Origin of the sequence: Burkholderia sp. L27(2015) (assembly GCF_009765705.1) — a bacterium.
In the GTDB taxonomy this organism is placed as follows: domain Bacteria; phylum Pseudomonadota; class Gammaproteobacteria; order Burkholderiales; family Burkholderiaceae; genus LMUX01.
In genome coordinates, this window is record NZ_LMUX01000021.1 from 227606 (window position 1) to 239563 (window position 11958).

Sequence of the window (11958 nt, forward strand, 5' to 3'; positions counted from 1 at the left end):
AACAGCAAAGTGAGCCAGAATATTGGCGGGGCTATGCTACAGGTCAAGGGCTTGAAGGTGTCGTACGGCGGGATCCAGGCGGTGAAGGGCGTGGACCTGGAGGTGCGCGAGGGCGAGTTGGTGACGTTGATCGGCGCGAACGGGGCGGGCAAGACCACCACGATGAAGGCGATCACGGGGATCAAGAGCTGGGCGGGCGGCGATATCGTGTATCGGGGCGAGTCGATCAAGGCGGTGCCGTCCTATGAGCTGCTCAAGCGCGGCTTGGCGATGGTGCCGGAGGGCCGGGGGATCTTTGCGCGCATGACGATCCTGGAGAACATGCAAATGGGCGCGTACTTGCGCAACGACACGGACGAGATCCAGAAGGACGTGGAGCGCATGTTCGGGTTCTTCCCACGCTTGAAGGAGCGTGCGGCGCAACTGGCGGGCACCTTGTCGGGGGGCGAGCAGCAGATGCTGGCGATGGCGCGCGCGATCATCAGCCGGCCCAAGCTGTTGTTGCTCGACGAGCCGTCGATGGGGCTCTCGCCGATCATGGTGGAGAAGATCTTCGAGGTGGTGCGTGAGATAGCCAAGGAGGGCTTGACGGTGTTGCTGGTGGAGCAGAATGCGCGCCTGGCGCTCAAAGCAGCTACCCGTGGCTATGTGATGGACTCGGGGCTGGTGACCATGTCCGGTGATGCTAAAGACATGCTCGATGATCCCAAGGTGCGCGCGGCTTACTTGGGCGAATGAGTGGGCGAATGAGTGGGTGAGTTGGTGAACAAGTACGTAAATGCGTCGGCGTATGAGTGAGTCGCTAAATACGTAGATGAATGAGCCGGTGTAAGAGTAGACGAAGGAGTAAAACATGGAATTGCTCGACGACCGCACACCGCCCTACTCGCCTGCGTATTCGACCACGCCGTCGACTACGCATCCTGCTGCAGCGAAACCGTCGCCTGCAGCGAAGGAACATGCAGCGATACCAGCGACCGAACCGGCCGCATCCCAACGCGACGCCACCTCCACCGCAGTATCTCAGGGCAACGCGTCCTCTAGCCTGTCGGTGAAAGCGACCTTGCGGCTGGCCTTCGCCAGCCTGTTGGTCGGCACCGTGTTGATCGGCAGCATTGCGCTGGTGCAGATTCATAGCATCGGCAGTTCGACGCAATTGATCTACGACCAAGGCTATATCGCCAGCACCGCCGCCGAGGAAGCGCGTGGCTACGTGCTGCGCGCCAGCCGCGCGCAAAAATCGTTGCTCACGGCGTCCACGGCCAAGGAGCGCGACGAACTGGGCGCCGAGATTTCCGGCGACCTGAGCAACATCAATCAGCAGCTCGCCACGATCCAGGCACTGTCACGCGACGCCGACAACATCGATCTGGACAAGCAATTGGCCAAAGCGGTGGGCGGCTGGAGCACGGACCTCAGCGCCTTCGTCAAGCTGGTGAAGGATCAACCGCTCGATCTCTCGCAGATGAACTGGCAGGTCGGCATGATGGATGTGTCCTTGCTGGTGGAAACCGGCAAGCTCGAAAAGATCGTCGATCAGTTGGTGGCCAAGCGCGGCACCGCGGCCAAAGGAGCGCTCAATAGCGCCAATCAGATCTACGGCACCTCCTTCCTGTTGATGGCGGTGATGACCGGTGTGTTGATGGTGCTCACCTACTTCGTCAGCGCCTGGGTCGGACGGCGCTTGACGCGTCAATTGGGTGGCGAGCCGATTTATGCCAAGAAAATCGCAGGACACATCGCCAGCGGCAACCTGGCGGGCGAAATCGCGCTGGGGCCTAAAGACCAATCGAGCATGTTGCATGCGCTCAAGCAAATGCAAGTGGGCCTCTCGACAACGGTAGGAGAAATTGCCGCGAGCGCCGAGGCCATCGCACTGGCTTCGAGCGAGATTTCGACGGGCAACGTCGACCTATCGGACCGCACCGAACAGCAAGCCGGTTCACTGGAAAAGACCGCGGCCAGCATGGACCAGCTCACCGCGACCGTGCGCAGAAACGCGGACAATGCGAAACAAGCGAGCGTGCTCGCCAGCAACGCCTCGGACATCGCAGCCAAAGGCGGCGTCGTGGTGAACCGCGTAGTCAGCACCATGACCGAGATCAACGACAGCGCGCGCAATATTCGCGACATCGTGGGCGTGATCGAAAGCATCGCGTTTCAGACCAATATTCTTGCGTTGAATGCCGCCGTGGAAGCGGCCCGCGCCGGTGAACAAGGGCGCGGCTTCGCCGTGGTTGCGACCGAAGTGCGCAACCTGGCACAACGCAGCGCCACCGCCGCCAAGGAAATCAAGACATTGATCGGGACCTCGGTGTCGCGAGTCGCGAACGGGTCCACCTTGGCCGAAGAGGCCGGGCGAACCATGAGCGAAGTCGTGGCCGCAGTGGCGCATGTCACGGCCATCATCGGCGAGATCTCGGCGGCTTCGACCGAGCAAAGCGCCGATATCGACGAAATCAACCACGCCATCGTGCAAATGGACGCAAACACGCAGCAAAACAGCGCCCTGGTCGAGCAAGCCGCAGCGGCGGCGCAATCGCTCGACGATCAAGCCAGGATACTGAAGCGCTTGGTCGGTAAATTCCAGCTCGGGGCACGGCAATAGGGTTGAAACAGCGGCCGTCGCACTACGTCATCACGAGGGCTTCCCAAACGGCTTTCTCTTTGGTAGAATCGCTGGCTCTGTCGTAAGGCGTTTTTTTACGGCGGGAACGGTAAGCCGAAGTAGCTCAGACGGTAGAGCAGCGCATTCGTAATGCGAAGGTCGGGGGTTCGATTCCTCTCTTCGGCACCAGTAGAATTAAACACTTAGCCCAGCCATCGAGCTGGGCTTTTTGTTTTCTGGAATCCGCGTAATCGCTGTGATGCCTACCCGCGCTGTGATGCCTACCCGATTACCCCGTCGACTTGACCGAGGAGTCCCATGCCTCGCGCGTGTCGCGATCGATGAGCGGTGCCAGCGCCGGCGCGAGCGACTTGAGTAACTGCACGGCAAGCGCACTCGTATAATCGTAGCGCGCCGCATAGGGCTCGTGCACAGACGCGGTAATCACGCCAAAGAAACGGCCGCCGATCACGAAGACGAAGGTCGCAGTTCGGTTGACCTTGCGCGATTCGATCAAGCGTCCGCCGCGCGCGAAGATGCCGAAGCGCTGATCGCCAGTCCCGGTCTTCCCGTACACCTCAAGCGTGCGGCCGTTCGACATCGGCATGCCATCCGCCAGCCGTTTCGCGGTGCCGCCAAGCACGACATCGCGCAACAAGCCGTGAACCACATCGACAATCTCAGGTGGCAGCATTGCGGGCCCGGTGTCGGGCGATCGCGCGAAATGGGTCTCATAGGGCGTACTCTTCGCGAACTCCAACTCTGTGACCATCTGCGACGGCAGCATCTTGCCGCCGTCCGCAATGATGCCGATCAGTTGCGCGAGAGCCGCAGGCCGGTCACCCGACGCCCCGATCGCCGCAGCATACGATGGCGTCACGGTTGCAAAGGGATAGCCGAGTGCGCGCCACGATTTGCCGATTTCATCAAACGCGCGCAGTTCGACCATGCGTTTGATTCGGCGATCCTGCGTTGCGTGGTAACGCGTCTTGAAGAGCCACGAATACGAAGCGAACCGCACATCGCCGCTGGCAGTCTGCACTTCCTGCTCCGTCACGCTCGGATGATCGCGCAGGTAGTTAGCCACCCACAGCTCAAGCGGATGCACGCTTGCGATATAGCCACGGTCGTTCAAATTGAATTTATCGACGCCGTATTTCACATACAGCTTTGCAAGGTCCTCGGGCGACAGTGACGCCGCCGGCGTGCCTTTCAACGCGGCGCGCATATGAGCGTCGAACCACGCCTCGGATTCATCAGGCGCCACGCTGCGCAGCACCGTGGCTATCTTCGGCGGCGACTTGCGCACATTCACCAGCAGCGCGGCAAGCGCTCCGTCCGGTGTCTTGCCGTGATATTTGGCGTAGAACCGATGCACATACACGCGGCTTTCCTGATCGGCAAAGCGCGTGAGATAGGTGCGCCGCGACGCGGGGTCGTCGAGCCATTGCGATGTGGGACCCGCGGTCTGGATCATTTCGTAATGCACGATGTCGCGCATCAGGCGCACGAACACCAGGTTGACCGAATGTTGGAACGCACGATGCAAGGTCAGGATGCGGCCATTGTCTGTCGCCTCGAAATTGGTGAAAGCCTGCGCACCGCCGCCTGTATAAAACGTCTCGCCGGCACCTGCAGAATACTTGCGCTCGACGGCCGCTTCGAGCATCGCGCTCAGTGTACGGTTCGACGTGTGCGACAAATAATCGAGCGCCCAGCGCGTCAATAGGTCCAGCTTGTCGGGTTTGACGGCGCGCAGCTCATCGACGCTCATCGCCGCATAGCGCTTGTGCAGCGTTGTCATGATTTGCAGGTAGGTGATCAGCGTGCGCAGTTTTGCGGTTGAACCGAGATTCAGGCGCGCTCCCTGGTTGATATCGAACGGCTGATTCACGCTGTCGGTTTGCACACGTACGAGGTTTGCGCCGTCGTGCCGCTCGAACAGCGTGAAGCTGTACGCGATTTTCGACGTGTCGTCCTTGGTACGCAGCATTTCGTAGCCGTACAGGCCCGCCGCTCTCGCGCCGCCGGGTGTGGTCGCGAGTGCAAGCCGTTCGCTGACTGCCTGCTGCACGGAGTCGTCAAGCGCCGCCCGGGCGGTGAGGTCGAGGCGGTCGAGCGCGTAGAAGCTCTGCACGCCGAGCGCGGCAAGCAGGTTCGCGCGCACTGCCGTGACCGCCTTGCGCGTGACGAAGGACGCTTCCGGGGGCGCAGGCGTCGTACGCTTGAGCTCAAGATGGGCTGCCAGTGCGGCGTCGCGCAGAGCCGGCGAAATGATCCCGTTCGTGGCGAGCAGGCGTAGATAGCTGTTTGTCGAGCGTTCCAGCGCAGGGTTGCTATGGCGCAGAAAGTACGACGGTGCGCGCTGCGCGACGATCAGCGACAGTACCTGCTTGAATGCGAGCGCCTGGGCGTCGAGGGTGCCGACGGGGGTGTCGGCAGAAGCGGGTGCCATCAGGAGGCGGTTGATCTCATCGAAGTCACGCCCATACCAAGCGGAAAGGCCGTCGCCCAAACCGGCGATTTCACCGATGCCGGGCTGCGCGGCCAGCGGCACCGAGTTCAGGTAATGCACCACGATCTGCTCACGCGCCGGCATCGTTTCCGCTCCACCGAGGTAGGCGCGCACCGATGCAGAGGCGATTTGCCGCAATTTTTCCGATGGTGACACGGTGCGTCCGCCCGGCGAATGGCGGAATTTTTCGAGTTGGGTGGCAAGCGTGCTGCCGCCTGGCGTGGACTGCCGATTATTGACCAGCCGCGCACCTTGGTCGAGCAGCGCATGGCCAAAGCGGCCCCAGTCGATTGCCGGGTTGCGGTTGGGCTGATCCGCATCGAGTAGATTGCGGTCTTCAATGAATGTCAGCGCGTTGACGATCAGCGCAGGAACCGCGTCGAAGCTACCGTAGATCCGCGCCGGATAACGTGCGTCATAAAGCAGCGCGCCGGTCTCATCGAAGAGCCGAAGGCCCGCCTGATCCTTTTCGTCGTACGGTAGAAAGAGGCCTTTATCGGCCACGGACGCCATCGTCGCGGAATCATGCGCTTGGGCGGTTACACCGAGGCCACGTTCGAGCAACCGCTTTTCGAAGATCGGTAACGACGCATAGCCCAGACGCTCGTCGTAGGGCCCCTCTGCTGAGGGAAACCGGATGGTGTCGCTGGGGCCGTCGGCGACGGCGAAGTTAATGTCTTGCCCCAGTTCGGACAGATAAGTCGCCTGCAGCCGGGAGGTTTCAACTTCGATCTGGACGAGTCGGCCCGCGATCACAATGGCTGCCAGGAAAGCGACGAGCAATACCCATTTGAGCCACCACAAGAGTGGCACGGTGCCTATGGTGCGAAGCGGAAACCGGACCGATAGCCGATTCATGATGTGTTGCCTCGAGGCAGCTAGACCCAAGCCTTTTCCAGTCTAGCGCTTCCGCTCAGCGAACGACTACGGAATTTCCCTTGTGTTGTCCCAAAAACACTGTATTGATCCGGCCCCCTGCTGCGTGCCGGCTTTCCAGGCTATGCGAATCAATCGCTGAATGAGCGTGAGAATGAGGTGAGACGGGTCTGGGCGAGCTCGCCTCGCCTGTCACGCCGGCTCCATGCCGTGGGCAAGCTTGGCGGAGTCCGCCTGGGATGAAGCCAGAAACGAGAGCAGCGCCTGCGCAGCTTCTTGCTGCTGAGACGTCGCGCATAGGGCCCCCGAGAAGACGGTGATGATCTGGATCTCAGGCGGCAAAGAACCAATGACGTCGATTCCTGGCAGGTGCATCAACTCGCTCAATTGCTGGAAACCGAGTTCGACATCCCCTCGCGCTACGAGTGCCCCGACCGGAACACCAGGCGGCGCCTGTACGATACGCGGCGCGATGGTCTCGGCGATGCCCCAGTGCTCGAACAGGCGAGTCAGATGCACACCGCTGGGCCCGGTTGAATACCCAATGCTGCGCGCAGCCAGGACGGTGTCCCGCATCGCCGCTTCAGTGTCGATAGCGGGCCGCGGCGCGCCGGCGGCCACCGCAATCGCCACGCCCGAACGGACCAGGTCGACTCGGCTGCCCGGAACAATCTGGCCAGCTGCGTCCAACTTATCGATCGCGTCGGCGGCAAGCACGACGATATCGAAGGGCTCGCCGCCCTGAACGCGCCGAGCCGCCTCGACGCCGCCGACCGATTCGATGACCACTCGTTGTCCTGACGACCGTGCATATTGTTCGACCAGCTCAGTCAGCACAGCGCGAGTAGCCATCGACGAGATGCCGGTGACCGCCGTACCTGCGACTTGATCGTTGACCATGCTTACACCCCATTTAAAATGACCGATTCGATTACCTGCCTGATCCCACGCTGGCCATAAAAGCCATAAGCGGCAGCGCCGCCGCCCTTCTAGAAGGTGTGCTGTACGCCAACGCCGTATGTACTGCCCGATGGGTTACTCGTCAGCTTATCGTAGGAGTAAACCACATACACCTGCGTGCGCTTGGACAAAATGTAATCGTAGGCGATGCTGCCGGTATTGCGCACATTGCTGCTGGCGAGCAGTGCGGTATTTTTCGTGCGCGCCCATTCGGCAAGAATCACCGCAGACGGCGAGAGCGGCACGGATAGGCCCAGTTCATAAGTATGCGAACCGGTATCCACCGTGTTGTTACTGGTCGTTTGCGCCGCGCCGTAGACCTTGGCGAACCCGGCATCGTACGCGGCACCGAGCAGGTACAGGTACTGCCCGCTCGAAGGCGCGATCGCGGCCGTACGGTCACGCTGTGCGGAGAAAACGGCCGTCAGCGGTCCATTCACGTAAGTCAGATGGAGACCCAGATCGTCGCGTCCCTGCTGACCCACCGTGGTGCTCACGCCATAGATGACCGTACCCGTCAGGCCACTGTAATTGGGCGTCACATACTCGATGGCGTTTTGCCATACCGAGTCGCCGATCTGCGTATTGCTATAGCTCGCCGTGTACGACTGCACGATCAATGGCGAAAACACCACCGACGAGCCGAACGGGTTGACGAACTGCTGGTTGAGATAGGTCGGATTGGTCTGCTCGCCCAGCTTGAGCGTACCGTATGCGCCGGTCAGGCCGACATATGCATTGCGCGAAAAAAAGCCATCGGTCGTGTTCCGTCCCATCTGCCCCGTGTTCGGTCGAAAAAAGCTTTCGAGCGAGAAGATCACCGCATTGCCGCCGCCGATATCCTCGCGCCCGCGTATGCCCCAGAACGACGTCGTCAGCCCCCCACCGCCTAACTGCACGGTGCTCGAACGTGTCGAGCTGAGTTTTGAGTTATCGACATACGAGCCGATCAAGCCATACATCTGCACCGACGATGTCGACATCGTCGCAGCGCCTGCTGCCGCCTGTGAAGACTGGGCGTGCGCGACGCCAGTGGTCGCCGCCAGCCATGCCGCTGCGGTACAGGCTGCAACACAGGCGGTATTGAAACGCGAACCGTGTCGCGGGCCATTATTTTTTTTATATTTCAAGTGCGTCTCCAAGCGAGTTATTTTTTTTGGGCGCAAGTGTCTCCGCTGCGTGCCGGGATTGCACACGCAGACTGCGGGACCCTCATACGTTTTTTGGGTTGGCTAGCCGGTCACCCCGTGCGTCGACGTGACATCTCGGCATTGAGCTTCGAACGATCGAGCTCGTGTTCCCATGCGGACACCACCAGCGTTGCGACGCCGTTACCGATCGTGTTGACGATCGCGAGCCCCGTCCCCATGAAGCGGTGAATGCCGAGGATCAGCACCATGCCGGACACGGGAATGAGCGGGAACACCAGCAGTGTCGACGTCAGCATCACGAATGCCGCGCCGGCGACGCCGCTCGCGCCTTTGGAGGTCAGCATTGCCACGCCGACCAAGGTCAGTTGCTGCGTCAGACTGAGTTCGATATTGAACGCTTGCGCAATGAACAGCACTGCCATCGCCAGATAGATGTTGGTACCGTCGAGATTGAACGAATAACCGGCTGGAATCACGAGGCCCACCACCGATTTCGAACAACCCAGCCGTTCGAGTTTTTCGAGCATCTGCGGCAGCGCAGCCTCGGAGGAACTCGTGCCCAGCACGATCAGGATTTCTTCGCGGATATAGCTCATGAAATGCAGGATGCTGAAACCGAGCAGCCGCGAAATCAAGCCCAGCACGACCAGCACGAAGACGACGAGCGTCACGTAGAACGAGCCGATCAGCTTGAGCAAAGGCAGCACCGCGCCGATGCCGTAGGTGCCGATCGTGAACGCAATCGAGCCGAAGGCGCCGATCGCGGCCACCTTCATGATGATGTGAACAATGCCGAAAAACGTGTGGGCAATACGATCGATCATCGCGGTAAGCGGGCGCCCCCGCTCACCGGTAGCCGCCAGCGCGGCGCCGAACAGTACCGAGATCAACAGGATCTGCAGCACGTTGCCGCTCGCGAACGCACTCGTGACAGTGTCCGGAATCAGGTGCATCAGAAAATCGACGGTGTTCTGCTGCTGCGCGGCCGTGGTGAACCCGGTCAGCGCTTTCGTGTCGATCGTCGCCGGATTCAGGTTGAAACCGGCGCCGGGCCGGAATATATGTCCGGCCACGAGTCCGATCACGAGCGACAGCGTCGAGACAACTTCGAAATACAGTAGCGCCTTGCCGCCGACACGTCCGACCTTCTTCATGTCACCCATCCCGGCAATCCCGGTAACGACGGTGCAGAAAATGATAGGGCCGATCACCATCTTGATCAGCTTGATAAACGCGTCGCCAAGCGGCTTCATCTTCACCGCGAGCGACGGCGCAAAATGGCCGAGCAACACGCCGAGAATGATCGCGACGAACACGTGGAAATACAGCGTCCGGTAGAAGGGCTTCTTCGCGACGCCCGCAAGCGGCGTCATGACTGCACTGTCATTCATGACGCCACTCCTGGACGCATGGCGTGGTGGTGCATGTACATCATCGTTGTCTCCTGACTTTGGGTTGTTGGCGCAAAGACGGTCTATCCCGGCTTTGCGCCTGCCATCTTGGCGTGGCAGTTCGAATGTTGCGATGTTGCTGTTCCGATGGGTTCGCTCAGAACCCGTAAAGGCGTGCCGGGTTGATTACCAATAGTTTCTCGCGCAGCGTGGCGTCGGGACAGAAACGGAACAGCAGATCGACCAGTTCACCGTCGTTGGGCATATCCTTGGTGATGTTCGGATGTGGCCAGTCGGTGCCCCACAGCACGCGGTCGGGCGCGGCCTCGATCAGCGCGCGCGCGAAGGGAATCGCATCGTCAAACGGTCGCTGGCCGGCGGATACCCGCTCGGCGCCGCACACCTTAACCCATGCGAGCGGATTGCGCATCAGTTCGAGCAGTTGCTTGAACGGCTGCTGATCCAACCCCGCTTCTGCACGCACGCGGCCCATGTGGTCGATCACAAACGGCACCTTGATGCGTGCGATCCGCTCCGCGTATTGCAGGATGTCTTGTGCGTCGAGATGCAGCACCACATGCCAGCCGAGCCGCTCGATACGTTCGAGCACACGGTCGAATACATCGAGATCGGGCGCACCGCCCAGATGCGCAACGAAATTGAAGCGCACGCCGCGCACGCCGCGTGCGTCGAAGTCAGCCAGTTGTTCGTCGGTGACGCTGCCATCGACGATCGCGACGCCGCGATAGCGCCCGTTACCGCGCGCGATCGCGTCCAGCATCGCGGTATTGTCTGTGCCGTGGCAGCTTGCCTGCACGATCACCCCCCGGGGCGCGCCCAGAAAATCATGCAGGGCGACCAGGCGCTCGAACGGCGCGTCGGGCGGCGTGTAGCTGCGATCCAGCGCATACGGGAAGACGTCGGCGGGGCCAAATACGTGGCAGTGCGCGTCGCACGCGTTGGCGGGCAAGGTTTGAACGGGCCGAACGGGATGGGGATCGGGCGGTAAGCAGGATTTCATCGAGCGTTGTCTCTTTGTGCATGGACCGCGCAACGCGGTTTCTATTGGGTGGGTGGATTGTGGCTGTCGATGGGTTCGGCTACAATCGCCATACCAAACTAGCTGATATGTAAATTTCACATAACTAAAGAAATGGACCTCAAGCAACTTGAGGCGTTCGTTCATGTCGCCGAACTTGGCAGCTTTACGCGCGCCGCCAATACGATGGACACCAATCAGCCGGCGTTAAGCCGGTTGGTACGGCATCTGGAAGTCGAATTGCGCCACACGTTGCTCGAGCGCAATGGTCGTGGCGTCACGCTCACCCAGGCCGGTCAGCGGATGTTGGCGCATGCGAAGGGCATCCTGCAGCAGGTGCAGCGCGCATCGCAGGATCTGGACGAATTGCATGGCGTGCTCGGCGGCCATTTCGGCATAGGCATCACACCCAGCTTTGCCAAGGTCGCAACGAACGAGCTCGTGCGCGGCTTTCGCACCTCGTTTCCGGGCGCGACCATCTCGGTCGCTCAAGGCTTGTCCACCTATCTGATCGAATGGCTGATGATGGGCCGCATCGACGCGGCGGTACTGTACGACACGTTCGATACGCCGTTGATCGACAAGCGAACCATCTTCACTGAAGAACTGTTCTTGATCGGTCCGCACACCGGCGACGACACCAGCGCCGTTGCCAACGTCAAACACGAAGAAGCCGCGCCCTCGCCCTTGACGGCCATCCCGTTGCGGGAAATCACGCGTTATCCGCTCGTGATCCCGGGCCGCATGCACGCGATCAGGCGGATGGTCGAAGCGGCCGCAGCGGAGCAAGGCGTGAGATTGCGCATCGAGCTGGAGGTCGATGCGGTCACATCGATACTCGATCTGGTTAGCGAGGGCATCGGCTATGCGGTACTGTCGCTCAACGCGACCGCCGGCGACGCGCTCAAGCGGCGCTTCCAGGTCACGCGTATCACCGAGCCGACGCTCTTGAGTCGCCTGGCGATCGCGACCAGCAGCAAGCACCCGTTGTCGCAATTGGCCATACAAGCGATCGCGATGCTCGAATCGAAAGTACTGCCGCTTTACGGCAACGCTGCCTGAGTCCGCAATGCCGCCATTTCGGCGAGCTTCGACCAGGCGCTGGCGGCCGTCACTTTTGCCGAGAGCATTTTCAGTGAGGTGTCCCGTTGCGCCTCGACGCTGACAAACCGCCCTATCGCCAAGCCCACGATGCTGAGGATCGCGACAAGCAGCAAGGCGGTAACAAGGGGTTTGTTTGACGTAAGCCATCGACAAGGCGATGGATGGCGGAAGGCAGCAGGAGTCGAACCTACCTGGGAGCGGCTGACGCCCCCAACTGGGTTTGAAGCCCAGCCGCACCACCGGATACGAATGCCTTCCTCTGCTTCGGGCCGGTGTTCGCGCCGGTGTTCACTGAGTGGACACGATGGCTTTTG

9 protein-coding genes and 2 tRNA genes are annotated in these 11958 nt (G+C 60.8%); 4 read left to right on the plus strand and 7 right to left on the minus strand.

Annotated features, from left to right (window positions below; translation table 11 throughout):
- The first annotated feature begins 33 nt into the window (after positions 1-33).
- The 3 genes from GSQ77_RS19470 (at position 34) to GSQ77_RS19480 (ending at position 2797) form a co-directional block, all read left to right on the plus strand.
- Positions 34-738, plus strand: a complete 705-nt coding sequence (locus GSQ77_RS19470) for an ABC transporter ATP-binding protein (RefSeq protein WP_158906360.1) — start codon at positions 34-36, stop codon at positions 736-738.
- A 115-nt stretch (positions 739-853) separates the two neighbouring features.
- Positions 854-2608 (plus strand): methyl-accepting chemotaxis protein, encoded by a 1755-nt coding sequence (locus GSQ77_RS19475; RefSeq protein WP_158904426.1) that lies wholly within the window; start codon positions 854-856, stop codon positions 2606-2608.
- 113 nt (positions 2609-2721) lie between these two features.
- A tRNA-Thr gene (locus GSQ77_RS19480) sits at positions 2722-2797 on the plus strand.
- 100 nt (positions 2798-2897) lie between these two features.
- On the opposite strand, the gene GSQ77_RS19485 is transcribed toward GSQ77_RS19480, so the two are convergent.
- The 5 genes from GSQ77_RS19485 to GSQ77_RS19505 form a co-directional block, all read right to left on the minus strand.
- Positions 2898-5981: a transglycosylase domain-containing protein gene (locus GSQ77_RS19485; protein WP_158904427.1), complete on the minus strand. Its 3084-nt coding sequence runs from the start codon at positions 5979-5981 to the stop codon at positions 2898-2900.
- A gap of 210 nt (positions 5982-6191) precedes the next feature.
- The gene (locus GSQ77_RS19490) at positions 6192-6899 is read right to left on the minus strand and encodes a substrate-binding domain-containing protein (RefSeq protein ID WP_254067705.1); all 708 of its coding nucleotides are present in this window, start codon (positions 6897-6899) and stop codon (positions 6192-6194) included.
- Between the two features lie 89 nt (positions 6900-6988).
- A complete protein-coding gene (locus tag GSQ77_RS19495; protein WP_254067706.1) occupies positions 6989-8089 on the minus strand; it encodes a porin in 1101 nt (366 codons plus the stop codon).
- A 110-nt stretch (positions 8090-8199) separates the two neighbouring features.
- Positions 8200-9501 carry a dicarboxylate/amino acid:cation symporter gene (locus GSQ77_RS19500; protein WP_158904428.1) on the minus strand — a complete coding sequence of 434 codons (1302 nt, stop codon included), beginning with the start codon at positions 9499-9501 and terminating at the stop codon, positions 8200-8202.
- A gap of 157 nt (positions 9502-9658) precedes the next feature.
- Entirely contained in the window at positions 9659-10522 is an 864-nt protein-coding gene (locus GSQ77_RS19505; protein ID WP_158904429.1) for an amidohydrolase, read from the minus strand.
- Between the two features lie 132 nt (positions 10523-10654).
- Between GSQ77_RS19505 and GSQ77_RS19510 the strand changes: the two genes are divergently transcribed.
- Entirely contained in the window at positions 10655-11602 is a 948-nt protein-coding gene (locus GSQ77_RS19510) for a LysR family transcriptional regulator (RefSeq protein ID WP_158904430.1), read from the plus strand.
- Here GSQ77_RS19510 and GSQ77_RS19515 read toward each other — a convergent pair.
- Entirely contained in the window at positions 11584-11757 is a 174-nt protein-coding gene (locus GSQ77_RS19515) for a hypothetical protein (protein ID WP_158904431.1), read from the minus strand. The genes GSQ77_RS19510 and GSQ77_RS19515 overlap by 19 nt on opposite strands.
- 49 nt (positions 11758-11806) lie before the next feature.
- Positions 11807-11902 (minus strand) — tRNA-Sec (locus GSQ77_RS19520).
- Positions 11903-11958: the final 56 nt, after the last annotated feature.